The 17,337-nt window shown below is 62.2% G+C and carries 12 protein-coding genes; 7 read left to right on the top strand and 5 right to left on the bottom strand.

The features are described 5' to 3' along the window. Positions 1-12: 12 nt before the first annotated feature. The gene (locus tag ACIOMR_RS03210) at positions 13-1,437 is read right to left on the bottom strand and encodes a PLP-dependent aminotransferase family protein (protein ID WP_102370226.1); all 1,425 of its coding nucleotides are present in this window, start codon (positions 1,435-1,437) and stop codon (positions 13-15) included. A 150-nt stretch (positions 1,438-1,587) separates the two neighbouring features. Here ACIOMR_RS03210 and ACIOMR_RS03205 point away from each other — a divergent pair, with 150 nt between their 5' ends. The 7 genes from ACIOMR_RS03205 to ACIOMR_RS03175 all read left to right on the top strand — a co-directional run bounded on the left by ACIOMR_RS03205 (position 1,588) and on the right by ACIOMR_RS03175 (position 10,337). Then, on the top strand, positions 1,588-2,481 hold the full coding sequence (locus ACIOMR_RS03205; protein WP_166742189.1) for a DMT family transporter: 894 nt from the start codon (positions 1,588-1,590) through the stop codon (positions 2,479-2,481). 1 nt (position 2,482) lies between these two features. Further along, positions 2,483-4,342: a molybdopterin-synthase adenylyltransferase MoeB gene (gene moeB, locus ACIOMR_RS03200; protein WP_401192137.1), complete on the top strand. Its 1,860-nt coding sequence runs from the start codon at positions 2,483-2,485 to the stop codon at positions 4,340-4,342. 24 nt (positions 4,343-4,366) lie between these two features. Continuing rightward, the gene (locus ACIOMR_RS03195) at positions 4,367-5,281 is read left to right on the top strand and encodes a PLP-dependent cysteine synthase family protein (protein WP_134327635.1); all 915 of its coding nucleotides are present in this window, start codon (positions 4,367-4,369) and stop codon (positions 5,279-5,281) included. Between the two features lie 22 nt (positions 5,282-5,303). Beyond that, a complete protein-coding gene (locus ACIOMR_RS03190) occupies positions 5,304-6,296 on the top strand; it encodes a serine O-acetyltransferase (protein ID WP_401192134.1) in 993 nt (330 codons plus the stop codon). A 2-nt stretch (positions 6,297-6,298) separates the two neighbouring features. After that, positions 6,299-7,027: an alanyl-tRNA editing protein gene (locus ACIOMR_RS03185; protein WP_003214990.1), complete on the top strand. Its 729-nt coding sequence runs from the start codon at positions 6,299-6,301 to the stop codon at positions 7,025-7,027. 227 nt (positions 7,028-7,254) lie between these two features. Beyond that, positions 7,255-9,000 (top strand): ABC transporter permease subunit, encoded by a 1,746-nt coding sequence (locus ACIOMR_RS03180; protein ID WP_003214988.1) that lies wholly within the window; start codon positions 7,255-7,257, stop codon positions 8,998-9,000. Positions 9,001-9,014: 14 nt separating this feature from the next. Next, a complete protein-coding gene (locus tag ACIOMR_RS03175; RefSeq protein WP_177023062.1) occupies positions 9,015-10,337 on the top strand; it encodes an AAA-associated domain-containing protein in 1,323 nt (440 codons plus the stop codon). A 165-nt stretch (positions 10,338-10,502) separates the two neighbouring features. Here ACIOMR_RS03175 and prpD read toward each other — a convergent pair whose 3' ends face one another. From prpD to prpC, 4 genes are all read right to left on the bottom strand, one after another. Then, positions 10,503-11,987 carry a 2-methylcitrate dehydratase gene (gene prpD / locus ACIOMR_RS03170; RefSeq protein WP_401192130.1) on the bottom strand — a complete coding sequence of 495 codons (1,485 nt, stop codon included), beginning with the start codon at positions 11,985-11,987 and terminating at the stop codon, positions 10,503-10,505. A gap of 161 nt (positions 11,988-12,148) precedes the next feature. Further along, complete coding sequence (prpF, locus tag ACIOMR_RS03165) at positions 12,149-13,339, bottom strand: 2-methylaconitate cis-trans isomerase PrpF (protein ID WP_307517045.1); 1,191 nt, start codon at positions 13,337-13,339, stop codon at positions 12,149-12,151. Between the two features lie 42 nt (positions 13,340-13,381). Then, complete coding sequence (acnD, locus tag ACIOMR_RS03160) at positions 13,382-15,976, bottom strand: Fe/S-dependent 2-methylisocitrate dehydratase AcnD (protein ID WP_087695200.1); 2,595 nt, start codon at positions 15,974-15,976, stop codon at positions 13,382-13,384. 201 nt (positions 15,977-16,177) lie between these two features. Then, positions 16,178-17,305 (bottom strand): 2-methylcitrate synthase, encoded by a 1,128-nt coding sequence (gene prpC, locus ACIOMR_RS03155; protein ID WP_134325934.1) that lies wholly within the window; start codon positions 17,303-17,305, stop codon positions 16,178-16,180. Between the last annotated feature and the right edge of the window lie 32 nt (positions 17,306-17,337).

Genomic DNA, 17,337 nt, shown 5'->3' with positions numbered 1-17,337 from the left:
AAGCTGTTGGGTTCACAGGTGAAACCGCCCCCCGCCCTGCCCCAGCGCCGTCGCCAGCGCATCGAACCCATCCAGCAGCAACTGATCATCCCCCGACGTATTGCAGATGCTCGCCCGAATGAATTGCGGCACCGCCGTCTGCCCCACGGCAAACGCTTCGGCTGTCGCAATCAGGTAATTGTTCTGCTTTAACTCCGCCTCGATTTCCGACGCGCGCCATGGCTCCGGGACTTCGATCCAGAAGTGCGGGCTGTTCAGGTGAGTGCGGTACTCCAGCCCGATCAACAAACCTTCCACCAGTGCCTTGCGGCGGCTGATTTCCTGGATCTGCTGGTGCAACAGGTGTTCCGCCGTGCCGTTTTCGATCCACTGGGTCGCCAGTTCCAGGGTGACCGGCGTGGCCATCCAGCAGGTGGAACGCAAGGCCGCAGAAATCCGGCTGACCAGCGCCGGCGGTGCATGCACGTACCCAACTCGCAAGCCTGCCGATACCGCCTTGCTCAGGCTGCTGATCAGAATCGTACGCTCCGGGGCAAAATGACTCAGGGGCGGCGGACGGTCTTCCACCAGCACACCGTGGGCCTCATCCTCGAGAATCAGCAGGTTGTGTTCCCGACAGACCTTCACCAATGCCTCACGGCGCGGGACCGATAGCACCGCTGTCGTAGGATTCTGGATGGTCGGCGTGCAGTACAACGCCGAAACCCGGTGATTGCGGCAGACTTCATCCAGCGCCCCCGGCAGCAGCCCTTCTTCATCCATTTCCAGGCCGATCAGGCGGATGCCCAGCATGCGCGCGGCGGTGATCAGCCCTGGATAGGTCAACTGTTCGGTCACCACCGTATCGCCGGCTCGCAACAGCGCCATCATTGCGCAGAGCAACCCATGCTGGCCGCCGTTCACGCAAATCACCTGCTCGGGAATCGGGTGGAAATCCCGCTGCACCAGCCACTGCGCACCCGCCGCCCGGTAACGCGGCAGCCCGGCATCCGGGGTGTAGGCACTGATGTCCTGCAAGAACTTGGCGTTGTTCGCCAGCGTCTGGAAGCTCTGGGCCAGAAACGTGGTCTCCTGTCCCGGGATATGCATGTTGCGGCTCATATCAAAGTATTGTCGCGGCTCGTCGCTGAAGTTGCGAAAGCCTTCATCCCGCTGGCGCTCCATCCCACGCTTGCGTACGAAAGTGCCGTCGCCGACCCGCGCCACTACCAGCCCCAGGCGTTCCAGCTCGCCGTAGGCGCGGCTGATGGTGCCAATGGTGACCCCCAGATTGTCGGAAAGCACCCGATGAGGCGGCAGTTTTCTTCCCGGTTCAATCAAGCCTTCAAGGATGCCTCGCTCCATGACATCGGACAGGCGCTTGTACTTCACGCCCTGCCCGTTGGAGAGTCCTTCTCGCATAATTGACACCATGTCAATATTTGTTTTGACAGCCATCATTCGCCCTAATAGTGTGCTTTTACGGGTTCAATCACCGAATCATGGCACTCAATATAGAGGTCAATTCGGTCTCATGGAAGCAATGTCACGATGCCAATGTCCGCCGTTCTCGAAAATGCTGAAAAAACAAAAACTCACAAGCAGTGGTTGGCCGGGCTGATTACCAGTGTGATGTTCCTGATCGTGTGTCTCAGCTGGGGCACTACCTGGCTGGGCATCAAGATCGCCGTGGAAAGCGTGCCACCGCTGACCTCCGCCGGGCTGCGGTTCCTGATCGCGTTTCCGCTGTTCCTGTGTTTCGCCTGGGTGCGCCGCGAGCCGATCCTGTTTCCCCGGGAAAGCCGCTGGTTCTTCGTGTTTGTGACGCTGTCCTACTTCAGCGTTCCGTATTACCTGCTCAACTACGGCGAAATGCATGTCTCGTCCGGCCTCACCGCGCTGCTGTTCAGCTGCATGCCGGTGTTTATCCTGATTTTCTCCGCGCTGTTCCTGCGCGAGCGCATCTACTTTTCCCAGGTGATCGGCATCGCCATCGGGTTCGGCAGCCTGTACATGATCATCAAGAGCCAGGGCCTGCACCTGGACCACGCCGAGTTCTTCGGCGTGCTGGCGATCCTCGCCGCCGCGATCATGCACGCCTTGTGCTACGTGATTACCAAGAAACAAGGCAGTGCCATCAGCGTTATCACCTACAACACGCTGCCCATCGGCATCGCCGGGTTGATGCTGTTTGTCGCCGGGCTGTGGTTTGAAACCCCGACCTTTGAAGACATCACCCTGCGTTCCTGGAGTGCGCTGTTCTACCTCGGGCTGGTGGCCTCGGTGGGCGGCTTTATCGTGTATTTCATGCTGCTCAAGCGCCTGAGCCCGATCATTTTGTCCTTCGTGTTCATCATCTTCCCGGTGTTCGCGGTGATCATCGGGGCCTGGTACGAGGGCGTGCAGATTTCCAGGGACCTGATGATGTATTCGGCGATCCTGCTGGCCGGCTTTGCCATCACCAAGCTGCCCATCGAAAAGCTCCTGGCGAAGAAAAACTGAGATGAAGGTCCTGAGCCCAAGCGCACTGGAGCAGATCTACGCCCACGCCGACCGCAGCTACCCCGAGGAATGCTGCGGTTTCGTTTTCGCCGATGGCAGCGTGTACCTGGGCAGCAACATCCAGAACGAGCTGCACAGCAAGAACCCGGATATGTATTCACGCAGCGCCGCCAACGGCTACACCTTTTCGGTGGCCGACACGCTGATGATGAACAAGGCGTTTCGCAGTGATAACCCGGTGGTGGTGATCTACCACTCCCACCCTGACGTCGGCGCGTATTTCAGCGACGAAGACCAGGACAAGGCCCTTTTCATGGGCGAGCCGATCTACCCCGTAAGCTACCTGGTGGTGGATGTTCGCCAGGGCAAGACCCAAGGTTCCAAGCTGTTTGCCTGGGATGGCAAACACTTCGCCCAAAAACCCTTCAACGACCTGCAAACGGAGTTGTGCATGAACGCTGTCTCTTTCCCCGACATCCTGGTCCGCGTGGCCAAGCTGCCAGCATCGACCCTCGAGGGTGCCGGATCGACATTGCGCGAAGTCATTGAAAACCTCTGCATCGAGCACCCGCAATTGCGGGCGCACCTGCTCTACGAGAACAACCAGCTCAAGGAACACTTCCTGTTCACCGCCGAAGAGGAACTGATCGACGCCAACGACCGGTTGCCCGAAAAAGCCAAAATCGAAGTGTTGCTGGCCACTTCCGGCGGCATGGACGTCGACCAACTGAGCAACGAAGAAGTGCAGCGCTACGTGCGCCACATCACCCTGCCCGGCGTCGGCCGCGAAGGCCAGTTGAACCTGAAGAAAGCCCGCGTGCTGATCATCGGCACCGGCGGCCTCGGCTCGCCCATCAGCCTGTACCTGGCGGCAGCCGGCATCGGCACCCTGGGGCTGGTGGATTTCGACGTGGTGGAAAGCAGCAACCTGCAACGCCAGATCGTCCACGGCAACAGCACCCTGGGCCTGCCCAAGGTCGAGTCCGCCAAGCAGCGCTTGCAGGACCTCAACAGCCACATCCAGATCAACACCTACGACACCGCCTTCAACACCGACAACGCCCTGGAACTGGTGGGCGCCTATGACCTGGTGATCGACGGCACCGACAATTTCGAAACCCGCTACCTGGTCAACGACGCTTGCGTGCAGTTGGGCAAGCCGTTGGTGTACGGCGCCATCTACCGCTTCGACGGGCAGATCAGCGTGCTCAACTATAAAGGCGGGCCGTGCTATCGCTGCCTGTTTCCCCAGGCACCACCGGCGGAACTGGCGCCCAACTGCAGCGCCGGCGGGGTCATCGGCGTATTACCCGGGGTGGTCGGGATGATCCAGGCCACCGAGGCGATCAAGCTGCTGATCGGCATTGGCGAACCACTCTCGGGCCGGCTGATGCGCTTTGATGCGCTGGCGATGAAGTTCAGCGAGATCCGCTTCAAGCGCCGCGCCGACTGCCCTTGCTGCTCGGAACTACGCCACAGCCAAACCATCGCCCCCGCCGTCTGCGCCGACGCCATGCCAAGCCAACCTTCCCTGGCTGAAGAGCGCTACATCAAGCCGCGGGTGCTCAAGCAACTGCTCGAGCAACACAGCAAGGCCGACGTACTGCTGGATGTGCGGGACGCCAGCGAGCTGGAAGTGTGCAAGTTGCCGGGGGTGGTGCACATCCCGCTGGCCGAGCTCGACGGGCAACTCGCCAACCTCAGCCGCGACAACACCCACTACCTCATCTGCTACGCCGGGACCCGCGCGGAGCAAGCCGCCAGCACCTTGCTGGCCGCCGGATTCGCCAACACCAAAGTACTGCAAGGTGGCATGAAACACTGGGTTCGCGACGTCGAACCCGACATGCCTTTGTACTGATCAGCGGCCATGGGCTCTTACTTGATGTTGCATAACTCGATACTCGACGCCATTGGCCAAACGCCCATCGTGCGCCTGGAACAGTTTTCCGAAGACCTCGGCATCGAGGTCTACGCCAAGCTGGAATCCCTCAACCCCGGCGGTAGCCACAAGGCACGCATCGCCCTGGGCATGATCCTCGACGCCGAGCGCCGGGGCATTCTGATTCGTGGCTCAGGGCAAACCATCATCGAGCCCAGCGGCGGCAACACCGGCATCGGCCTGGTGATGGCCGGTAACGTGCTGGGCTACAAAGTGGTGCTGGTGATCCCCGACAACTACAGCCCCGAGAAGCAGAAACTGCTGCGCCTGTACGGCGCCAGGGTGGTGCTGTCGGACAGCCGCCTGGGCAACAATTCCCACGGCGAAAAGTGCATGGAGCTGCAGCTGGAAAACCCCAGCTACGTGATGCTCAACCAGCAGCGCAACGGCGCCAACCCGCAGACCCACCGTGACACCACCGCCCGGGAAATCATCCGCGCCTTCGGCGAGCTGCGTGTGGACTACTTCGTCAGCGGCATCGGCACCGGGGGCCATATCACCGGCATCGGCGAAACCCTCAAGAGCACCTGGCCGGCGATCCGCGTGATAGGGGTGGAGCCGGAAGAGTGCGACCTGCTCAGCGACCGCCATGCGCCGCACCATATCCAGGGCCTGTCGATCGGCTTGATCCCGAGCATTCTCAACGTCGCGATCATTGACGGGATGCTCAAGGTGTCGCGCCAGGAATGCCTCGACATGATCAAACGCATCATGCGCACCGACGCCATCAGCCTCGGGCTGTCGTCGGCCGCCAACATGGTAGCCATCGCCAAGCTGGCGCCGGAGCTGCCCACCGACACCGTCGTGCTGACCATGGTCTACGACAGTGCCGACAGCTATCTGCCCTGTTTTGAATAACAACTATTGCGGGGGTGCCTCCATGGGGGGCTTTATCGACATGCAACAACTGCACGATGAGTTGCTCACCCACCTCATCACCACGCTCACGCCTGCGCAGTTGAAGCAGCTGGAGGCGCATCTCGCGCCGCTGATCCAGGCGGCGGCCCAGGCGGTGGCCGAAGACCTGATCGCCTATGCCTGGCGCGACCCGGCGTCCCGTGGGCGCGGAGAGCTGATCCTGGAGTCCTACGCCTCGTTCAAGGCCGTGCTGTATTACCGCATGGCCCACCTGGTGTGGAATTTCCCGGACAAGAACAACGGCGTGTTTTCCGCCATCGCCCTGAAGCTGAGCAACCAGGGCAAGATCCTGTCCGGCGCCGAAATTCACCCCGCGGCGCGGATCGGCCGGCGCTTTGTGCTGGACCACGGTTACGGCACGGTCATCGGTGAAACCTGCGAGATCGGCAACGACTGCTACATCCTCTGCGGCGTGACTCTCGGCGCCCGGGGCATCGCCAACAACCCGGACGGCAAGCGCCACCCGCGGCTGGGCAACAACGTGGAAGTCGGCTCCGGCGCGCGGGTGCTCGGTTACGTGCTGATCGGTGACAACGTGTTCATCAGTCCGTCCTGCGTGATCACCCAGGACGTGCCGGCCGGCACCAAGGTCAAGGTGGTCAACCAGATCCAGTTGCAGAAAAACGATGAGTCGGACCACAGCAATTACCTCGGCGCGTTTGCCCTCGACGAACGCCTGCACGTGGTGGGCGAAGTCAACGCCAGCCACAAGGTGACGGTATTGGACGCTGACTTTCATCCCCTGCCCGGCCTGCTGCTGGAGCCGACAGTCAAGGAACGTCATCACCTGCAATTCCGCCTGCGGCACATCGAAACCAACGCCTACCCGCCGCGCCTGCCGCTGAACCTGAAAGTGACCGGGCCCGAATTTGAAATCACCCTGCTATCTCCTCCTGGCTTGAGCGCGATGGTTCGTCGCCTGCTGCAAGCCAGCCCACTGATCGTCGGAGGTTGAACATGTCCGTGCACACCATGGAAACCCTCGCGCTGTTCGACAGCGCGCCTTACCAGAATGCCTTCAGTGCGCGGGTGATTGCCGTCAGCGAACAGGGAATCGCCCTGGAGCACACGCTGTTCTACCCCACCGGCGGCGGCCAACCGGGGGACACCGGCCATTTCATCCTGCCCGACGGCAGCCGCGTCGACATCACCGGCACCGTGCGTGACCCGGTGCTGCGCTCGATCATCTGGCACCAGGTAGAACACTGCCCCGAGCAACTGGCCGCCGGGATGCAGGTAGACGCCAGCCTGGACTGGGAACGTCGCTACCAGCACATGAAAATGCACACCTGCCTGCACCTCCTGTGCTCGATCATCGACGCTCCGGTGACCGGTTGCAGCATCGGCGCCGACAAGGGCCGCCTGGATTTCGACCTGCCGGAAATGACCCTCGACAAAGAGACCATCACCCGTGACCTCAATGCCTTGATCGAACAGGCTCATGGGGTGAAAACCCTGTCCATGCCCGCCTCGGAGTATTCAACCCTGCTGCAGATCACTCGCACCCAGGCGGTGGCGCCACCGGTCATCCAGGGGGCAGTACGGGTGATTGAAATCGCCGGGATCGATATCCAGCCCTGCGGCGGCACCCATGTGACCAATACCGAGGAAATCGGCCGGGTGTTCTGCGAAAAAATCGAGAAGAAGAGCAAACACAATCGCAGGGTGATCCTGCGGTTTGAATAACCGCCGAGCGACGACCGGGGCGCCGACGCCCTAGTCGCCGTTCGTACAGGAAACTGACAGCAAATTTATGCGCTTGTAACATTCAGAAACGTACAATCCCGCCAGCAACGCCTCGTTGCCCCTGACTCGCGAAAACAGCGCCCGCCCTTCTCGGTGGGTCATTCGTGCAGCAGCTAAGCTCACTCCCATCACGCCCCTGAACCTGAACGCTGCAGGAATGACTGCCTATGAAAAGAGTGTTCCGTCACTACATCCCTGCATCCACATTGCGCTTGCTACCCAACCGCTGGGATTTGGTCGCCCTGCCCCTGGTGATCGGCTTTTTACTGTTTTTCTCCATCACTGCGCGGGAAACCTGGGCGCCTATCGCCACCCTGCAGAGTGAAGTGATCTCGCTGGACCCGGCCAACCTGCCGGAATACGCGATGCGCACCACGATGCGCATGCTGGCGGCGATGGTTGCAGCGCTGGTGTTCACCCTGTTGTACGGCACCCTGGCCGCCAAAAGCCGGCGCGCCGAGAAACTGCTGGTGCCCGTGCTCGACATCCTGCAATCAGTACCAGTGCTGGGTTACATCTCGTTCACAGTGACGTTCTTCCTGCTGCTGTTCCCCGGGCGTGTGCTCGGCGCGGAGTTCGCGGCCATCTTTGCGATTTTCACCAGCCAGGCCTGGAACATGACGTTCAGCTTCTACCAGTCGCTGCGCATGCTGCCCCATGACCTGGTGGAAGTGTCGACCAACCTGCGACTTTCCGGTTGGCAGCGGTTCTGGAAGCTCGACGTGCCCTTCGCCATGCCCGGGCTGGTGTGGAACATGATGATGAGCATGTCCGGCGGCTGGTTTTTCGTGGTCGCCTCCGAGGCCATTACCGTCGGCGACAAGACCATCACCTTGCCGGGCGTGGGCTCATACCTGGCCCTGGCGATTGCCCAGAAAGACCTGCACGCCGTGGGCTACGTGATCCTGGCGATGATTGTGGTCATCCTGATGTACGACCAGTTCCTGTTCCGCCCACTGGTGGCCTGGGCCGACAAGTTCCGCATGGAGACCACCGCCTCCCAGGGTGCCGCGCCGCAATCCTGGCTGCTGAACCTGATCCAGCGCACGCGCATCGTCCAGCGCATCCTGCGGCCTGTCACCCGCGCCATCAGCCGCATTGGCAACAAGCGCTTCAGCCTGGCGGGCGGTGCACTCAAGGCGCTGCCGGCAGAAACCCCGAAAGCGTCAAAAGTGATCGACTGGGTATGGGGCGCACTCATCGCGCTGCTGGCCGCTTATGCGCTGTACCACATCGTGCAGTACGTCGGCACCGAAGTGACCCTGGCCGAAGTCGGCCATGTATTCGTGCTAGGGCTGATCACGTTGTTGCGGGTGGTCGGCCTGATCCTGATCGCCTCGCTGATCTGGGTGCCGCTGGGCGTGATGATCGGCTTGCGCCCTGCGCTTGCGGAAAAAATCCAGCCGCTGGCGCAGTTCCTTGCGGCCTTCCCGGCGAACCTGCTGTTCCCGGTGTTCGTCATCGTGATCCTGCACTACAACCTCAACCCGGATATCTGGCTGAGCCCGCTGATTGTGCTGGGCACCCAGTGGTACATCCTGTTCAACGTGATCGCCGGAGCCAGCGCGTTCCCGAATGACTTCAAGGAAGCCGCCGCCAACTTCCGCATTCGCGGCTGGTTGTGGTGGCGCAAGGTGATGCTGCCGGGGATTTTCCCGTACTACGTCACCGGCGCCATTACCGCCTCGGGGGGTGCCTGGAACGCCAGTATTGTGTCCGAGTACGTGTCCTGGGGCCACGACAACGTGGTCGCCCACGGGCTGGGCGCCTACATCGCCCAGACCACCGCGGCCGGCGACTTCCCGAAGATCGCCCTGGGCGTGGTGGTGATGTCGATCTTCGTGGTGGCGTTCAACCGCGCTGTGTGGCGGCCGATGTACGCCATGGCTGAAAACAAACTTCGTCTGAATTGATGGGACTCGCTGTGATGACTACCTATACCGAGCATGCCGCCGACACTCCGGAAATCTACTCGTTGAAAAACGTGAACCGGGTGTTCGGCAAAGGTAAAGACGAGCTGCAAGTCCTCAGCGGCGTGAACTTGAGCCTGCACGAAGGCGAGATTGTCGGCATGCTCGGCCGGTCCGGCTCGGGCAAGTCGACCTTGCTGCGCATCATCGCCGGGCTGATCCAGCCGTCGTCGGGCGAAGTGCGCTACAACGGCGCGCCGCTCAACGGCCCGGCCGAAGGCGTGGCCATGGTGTTCCAGACCTTCGCACTGTTCCCGTGGCTGACCGTGCTGGAAAACGTCGAGGCCGGCCTGCAAGCCTTGCAGGTCGAGCGCAAGGAATCCCGCAGGCGCGCCCTGGCGGCCATCGACCTGATCGGCCTGGACGGTTTTGAAAACGCCTACCCGCGCGAACTGTCCGGCGGCATGCGCCAACGCGTGGGTTTCGCCCGCGGGCTGGTGGTGAACCCGACCCTGCTGCTGATGGACGAACCGTTCTCGGCGCTGGACGTACTCACCGCCGAAACCCTGCGCACCGACCTGCTGGATCTGTGGAGCGGCAAGCAACTGCCGATCAAGTCGATCCTGATCGTGACCCACAACATCGAAGAAGCCGTGCTGATGTGCGACCGTATCCTGGTGCTGTCGTCCAACCCTGGCCGGGTGGTGGCCGAGATCAAGGTGCCGTTTGCCCACCCGCGCAACCGCCTGGACCCGACCTTCCGGCAAATGGTCGACGACATCTACGCCCTGATGACCGACCGCCGCAGCGCCGACGCGAGCAGAGGTTTGCCTGAGCTGAAAATGGGCAGCCTGTTGCCGGAAGTCTCCACCAACCTGATGGCTGGCCTGATCGAAACCCTGGCCGCCGAGCCCTACAATGGCCACGCCGGCCTGCCTACCGTGGCTGAACGGCGTTTGCTGGAAGTCGACGATCTGTTCCCGGTGGCGGAGATGCTTGAGCATTTGGGCTTCGCCGAACTCAAGGGTGCCGATATCACCCTGACCGATGCCGGCAAACTGTTCGCCGACTACGGCACCCAGGAGCGTAAAACCCTGTTCGCCGAACACTTGATCCGCCACGTGCCATTGGCCGCGCGCATTCACCAGGTGTTGCTTGAGCGCAGCGGCCACCGGGCGCCACGGGTGCGCTTCGAGCAGGAACTGGAAGACTCGATGACGGAAGCCTTTGTGGAAAAGACCCTGGAAAGCGTGGTGGCGTGGGGACGGTATGCGGAGATTTTCTCCTATGACGACCATACCGAGACATTCAGCCTGGATGATGTGGAAGGCAGCATGTAACGGCGTGATCTCGACCACTTTCCATTGATCGTTCCCACGCTCTGCGTGGGAATGCCGCCAGGGACGCTCCGCGTTCCACTGCTGGCGCAAGGCTTGAGTCCTGCGCAATGGTGACGCGGAGCGTCACAGGATGCATTCCCACGCAGAGCGCGGGAACGATCATTTTTAGATGACGAACAGGTCCACAAACCGGTTTACCGCAGTGGCCTCAAGCCGTGCCTGATCCTTGCACAGCGCAAAAATCTCGGCACTGCGCTGCGCGGTAAACCGGGTCGCCAGATTGGCCTTGAACTTGTCTTCCAGCAACGGAATGCCATCCACCCGACGGCGACGGTGGCCAATCGGGTATTCCACGGCCACTTGTTCGGTGCTGGAACCATCCTTGAAGAACACCTGCACCGCATTGACGATGGAGCGCTTGTCGGCCTCCAGGTATTCGCGGCTGTAGCGCGGCTCCTCGACGATGACCATCTTTTCGCGCAGCTCATCGATGATCGGATGGGCCGCGTGGAATTCATCTTCGTATTGCTCGGCCACCAGATTGCCAAACGCCAGCGGTACGGCGGTCATGTACTGCAGGCAATGGTCGCGGTCCGCCGCGTTGGCCAACTGCCCGACCTTGGAGATGATCCGGATCGCCGATTCGTGGGTGGTGATGACAATCCTGTCGATCTCATGCAGGCGGTGCTTCACCTGTGGGTGCAGGGTGACTGCTGCCTCGCAGGCGGTTTGTGCGTGGAACTCGGCGGGGAAGCTGATCTTGAACAGTACGTTCTCCATCACATACGTGCCGTAGGGCTGCGACAGGCTGAAGGCGCGCTTGTCTTCGGGCTTGAGCGCCAGGTCCTTGTTGGTGTGGCTGAACAGCACGTCATAGAAGCCCCACTGCGGCGCGCTCAACACACCGGGAATGCCCATCTCGCCGCGCATGGCGATATCCGCCAGGCGCACCCCGCGACTCGACGCATCCCCCGCCGCCCACGACTTGCGCGAACCGGCATTCGGCGCATGACGATAAGTACGCAATGCCTGGCCATCGACAAACGCCTGGGACAGGGCCGACAGCAGTTGCTCACGGTTGGCGCCCATCAGCTTGGCGGTGACGGCGGTGGAGGCGACTTTCACCAGCAGCACGTGGTCAAGGCCGACACGGTTGAAGGAGTTTTCCAGGGCAATCACACCCTGGATTTCGTGGGCCATGATCATCGCCTCAAGCACTGCCCGCACGGTCAGCGGTGCGTCGCCGTTGGCCAGGCGTTTTTGCGAGAGATGGTCGGCGACCGCAAGGATGCCACCGAGGTTATCGGAAGGGTGACCCCATTCGGCGGCAAGCCAGGTGTCGTTGTAGTCGAGCCAGCGCACGATGCAGCCGATGTCCCATGCGGCCTTGACCGGGTCCAGGCGGAACGAGGTGCCCGGCACCCGTGCGCCGAACGGCACCATCGTGCCTTCGACGATCGGCCCCAGGTGCTTGGTGCACTCCGGGAAACGCAGGGCCAGCAGGCCGCAACCGAGGGTGTCCATCAGGCAGTTGCGGGCGGTGTCGAGGGCATCGCGGGATTCGATCCTGAAACTCAGTACGTAGTCGGCGATGTCCTGCAGGACCTGGTCGTAGTCGGGGCGGTTGTTCTGGTCGACGTTGGCGCTCATGGCAGTACTCCAAAGTGGGTTAGGTGTGGTCCATCCTCAGGGTCAGGGTGTTCGTTCCCACGCTCTGCGTGGGAATGCCGCCTTGGACGCTCTGCGTCCCGTAAAAGGGTGACGCAGAGCGTCACGGGATGCATTCCCACGCAGAGCGTGGGAACGATCGGTTAGAAAGAGTCGCCGGGGACGCGTACGAACCCTTCCATCAACACTCGCGCACTGCGGCTCATGATGGCTTTTTTCACGACCCATTCACCGTCGACCTGGCTGGCCTCGGCGCCTACGCGCAACGTCCCGGAGGGATGCCCGAACCGCACCGCATTGCGCTCCACGCCGCCCGCTGCCAAATTCACCAGCGTGCCGGAAATCGCCGCCGCCGTGCCAATCGCCACCGCCGCCGTGCCCATCATCGCGTGGTGCAACTTGCCCATGGACAGCGCCCGCACCAGCAGGTCGACATCACCCGCCTTGATCGCCTTGCCGCTGGACGCCACGTAGTCCGCAGGCCGCGCCACAAACGCCACCTTCGGCGTGTGCTGACGCTGGGCCGCCTCGTCCAGGTGTTTGATCAAGCCCATGCGCAGCGCACCATGGGCGCGGATGGTTTCAAACATCGCCAGGGCCTTGGGGTCGCCATTGATCGCGCCCTGCAGCTCGGTGCCGGTGTAACCCAGGTCCTGGGCGTTGATGAAGATGGTGGGAATCCCGGCGTTGATCAGCGTCGCCTTGAATGTGCCGACACCCGGCACGTCCAGGTCATCCACCAGGTTGCCGGTAGGGAACATTGAGCCACCGCCGCCCTCTTCTTCCGCCGCCGGGTCCATGAATTCCAACTGCACCTCGGCGGCCGGGAAGGTCACGCCGTCGAGTTCGAAGTCGCCGGTTTCCTGCACCGCACCGTCGGTGATCGGTACGTGAGCGATGATGGTCTTGGCGATATTCGCCTGCCACACCCGCACCACGGCCACGCCGTTGTGCGGAATGCGCGCGGCATCTACCAGGCCGGCGCTGATGGCGAACGAACCCACCGCCGCCGACAGGTTGCCGCAGTTGCCGCTCCAGTCCACGAACGGTTTGTCGATGGACACCTGGCCGAACAGGTAATCCACGTCGTGATCGGCGCGGGTACTTTTGGCCAGGATCACGGTTTTGCTGGTGCTGGAAGTCGCGCCGCCCATGCCGTCGATTTGCTTGTCATACGGGTCGGGGCTGCCGATCACCCGCAACAACAACGCATCCCGCGCCGCGCCCGGCACCTGGGCCGACTCGGGCAAATCCTTGAGGCTGAAAAACACGCCTTTACTGGTGCCGCCACGCATGTAGGTGGCGGGAATCTTGATCTGCGGTACGTGTGCCATGGTGGTCCTCATGGGCCGGGGCGTTGACCCCGGCCGCAGTTATCAGGCAGTTACAGCCGATTCCAGGAAGTCCTGGGCAAAACGTTGCAACACGCCGCCCGCCTCGTAGATCGACACTTCTTCAGCCGTGTCCAGCCGGCAGGTCACCGGCACCTCGACACGCTCGCCGTTCTTGCGGTTGATCAGCAACGTCAGTTGCGCACGCGGGGTGCGTTCGCCGATCACGTCGTAGGTTTCAGTGCCGTCGATCTTCAGGGTCTTGCGGTCGGTGCCCGGCAGGAACTCCAGCGGCAGCACGCCCATGCCCACAAGGTTGGTGCGGTGGATGCGCTCGAAACCTTCGGCGGCAATCGCTTCAACACCGGCCAGGCGTACGCCCTTGGCCGCCCAGTCACGGGACGAACCCTGGCCGTAGTCGGCGCCGGCAATGATGATCAGCGGCTGCTTGCGCTCCATGTAGGTTTCGATGGCTTCCCACATGCGCGTGACCTTGCCTTCCGGCTCCAGGCGCGCCAGCGAACCCTGTTTGACCTTGCCGTCTTCAACCACCATTTCATTGAACAGTTTCGGGTTGGCGAAGGTGGCGCGCTGCGCGGTCAAGTGGTCGCCACGATGGGTCGCGTAAGAGTTGAAGTCGACTTCCGGCAGGCCCATTTTCGCCAGGTATTCGCCCGCGGCGCTGTCGAGCATGATCGCGTTGGACGGCGACAGGTGATCGGTAGTGATGTTGTCCGGCAGCACCGCCAGCGGGCGCATGCCCTTGAGCGGACGTGCACCGGCCAGGGCACCTTCCCAGTACGGCGGGCGACGGATGTAGGTGCTCTGCGGGCGCCAGTCGTACAGCGGCGTGACCTTCGGGCCGGTGTCTTCGTGGATCGCGAACATCGGGATGTACACCTGGCGAAACTGCTCCGGCTTGACCGACGCCTTGACCACCGCGTCGATTTCTTCGTCGCTTGGCCAGATGTCCTTGAGGCGGATTTCCTTGCCGTTGGCGTCCAGGCCCAGCACGTCTTTTTCGATGTCGAAACGGATGGTGCCGGCAATCGCATAGGCCACCACCAGCGGCGGCGACGCGAGGAACGCTTGCTTGGCGTACGGGTGGATACGGCCGTCGAAGTTGCGGTTACCCGAAAGCACGGCGGTGGCGTACAGGTCGCGGTCGATGATCTCTTGCTGGATCACCGGGTCGAGTGCGCCGGACATGCCGTTGCAGGTGGTGCAGGCGAACGCCACGACACCAAAACCGAGTTGCTCCAGTTCGGTGGTCAGCCCGGCTTCGTCGAGGTACATCGCGACGGTTTTCGAACCCGGTGCCAGGGACGACTTGACCCACGGCTTGCGGGCCAGGCCGAGCTTGTTGGCATTGCGTGCCAGCAGGCCGGCGGCAATCACGTTGCGCGGGTTGCTGGTGTTGGTGCAACTGGTGATGGCGGCGATGATCACCGCGCCGTCGGGCATTTGCCCCGGCACGTCATCCCACTGGCCAGAGATGCCCTTGGCCGCCAGGTCGCTGGTGGCGACGCGGGCGTGGGGGTTGCTCGGGCCGGCCATGTTGCGCACTACACTGGACAAATCGAAGCTCAGGCCACGCTCGTATTGCGCGCCCTTGAGGTCGTCCGCCCACAGGCCGGTGTGGCGAGCGTATTGCTCCACCAGGGTGACTTGCTCGTCTTCACGACCGGTGAGTTTCAGGTAGGCGATGGTCTGTTGGTCGATGTAGAACATCGCCGCCGTGGCGCCATATTCCGGGGCCATGTTGGAGATGGTGGCGCGGTCGCCCAGGGTCAGCGCCGAGGCGCCTTCACCGAAGAACTCCAGCCACGCACCGACGACCTTCTGCTTGCGCAGGAACTCGGTCAGCGCCAGCACCATGTCGGTGGCGGTGATGCCCGGTTGCAGCTTGCCCGTCAGCTCCACGCCAACACTTTCCGGCAGGCGCATCCACGAGGCGCGGCCGAGCATCACGCTCTCTGCTTCAAGGCCGCCAACGCCGATGGCGATCACGCCCAAGGCATCAACGTGAGGCGTGTGGCTGTCGGTGCCGACGCAGGTATCCGGGAAGGCCACGCCGTCACGTACCTGGATCACCGGAGACATTTTCTCCAGGTTGATCTGGTGCATGATGCCGTTGCCCGGCGGGATCACGTCGACGTTCTTGAAGGCCTTTTTGGTCCATTCGATAAAGTGGAAACGGTCTTCGTTGCGACGGTCTTCGATGGCGCGGTTTTTCTCGAACGCCTGCGGGTCAAAACCACCGGCTTCGACGGCCAGGGAGTGGTCGACGATCAGTTGGGTCGGCACCACCGGGTTGACCTGGGCCGGGTCACCGCCTTGCAGGGCGATGGCGTCGCGCAGGCCGGCGAGGTCCACCAGGGCGGTCTGGCCGAGGATGTCGTGGCACACCACGCGGGCCGGGAACCATGGGAAATCGAGGTCGCGCTTGCGTTCGATCAGTTGGCTCAAGGAGGCATTGAGGGTTGCGGGGTCGCAGCGACGCACCAGGTTTTCCGCGAGTACGCGGGAGGTGTACGGCAGTGTGGCGTAGGCGCCGGGGGTGATTGCATCGACTGCCGCGCGGGCGTCAAAGAAATCGAGGCGGCTGCCGGGGAGCGCTTTGCGGTGTTCAGTGTTCATCGTCAGGACTCGGTCACGGTAGTTGCAAAAGGAAGAACCGGTGCTGATCCAAGGTGGAATGCGATCAAAATGTGGGAGCGGGCTTGCTCGCGAAAGCGGTGTGTCATGCAACACACATGGCGACTGTCACACCGCCTTCGCGAGCAAGCCCGCTCCCACATTTTTGATCCGGTTTCACCCCAAGATCAGCGGTTTCTCCACTCAGCGACGTTCGATTGGCACGAACTTGCGCTGCTCAACGCCGATGTACTCGGCGCTCGGACGGATGATGCGGTTGTTGGCTCGCTGTTCAAATACATGCGCGGCCCATCCTGTAAGCCGCGAGCAGACGAAAATCGGGGTGAACAGCTTGGTCGGGATGCCCATGAAGTGGTACGCCGAGGCATGGTAGAAGTCGGCGTTGGGGAACAGTTTCTTCTGCTCCCACATGGTCTTGTCGATGGCTTCGGAAACCGGGAACAACACGGTGTCGCCCACTTCGTCCGCGAGTTTTTTCGACCAACCCTTGATCACCTCGTTACGCGGGTCGCTGTCTTTATAGATCGCGTGGCCAAAGCCCATGATCTTGTCCTTGCGCGCCAGCATGCCGAGGGTGCCTTCCACCGCTTCCTGGGCGGAAGAGAAACGCTCGATCATCTCCATCGCCGCTTCATTGGCGCCGCCGTGCAGCGGGCCGCGCAGGGAGCCGATCGCGGCGGTGACGCAGGAATACAGGTCCGACAGGGTCGACGCACACACGCGGGCGGTGAAGGTCGAGGCGTTGAATTCGTGCTCGGCGTAGAGAATCAGCGACACGTTCATCACCTTGACGTGCAAGTCGCTGGGCTTCTTGTCGTGCAGCAGGTGCAGGAAGTGCCCGCCGATGCTCGGCTCGTCGGTCACGCAGTTGATGCGCTGGCCGTCGTGGCTGAAGCGGTACCAGTAGCACATGATCGCCGGGAACGCGGCCAGCAGGCGGTCGGTCACGTCGCGCTGCACGCTGAAGTCTTTCTCCGGCTCGATGTTGCCCAGGAACGAGCAACCGGTGCGCATCACGTCCATCGGGTGCGCGTCGGCGGGGATGCGTTCCAGCACTTCTTTCAGCGCCTGGGGCAGGTCGCGCAGTTTGCCGAGCTTGGCGGTGTAGGCGGCCAGTTCGGCTTTGGTCGGCAGTTCGCCGTAGAGCAGCAGGTAGGCGACTTCTTCAAACTGGGCATCGGCGGCGAGTTCGCGCACGTCGTAGCCGCGATAGGTCAAGCCGGCACCGGCCTGGCCCACGGTGGACAGTGCGGTTTGCCCGGCAACCTGGCCACGCAGGCCAGCTCCACTGAGTACTTTTGCTTCGGCCATGGTTATCTCCAATCTTGTAGTTATTAGTGAGG

Source organism: Pseudomonas sp. NPDC087814 (genome assembly GCF_044742865.1).
Lineage (GTDB): Bacteria > Pseudomonadota > Gammaproteobacteria > Pseudomonadales > Pseudomonadaceae > Aquipseudomonas.
This window is presented reverse-complemented; position numbering and strand designations above follow the sequence as displayed.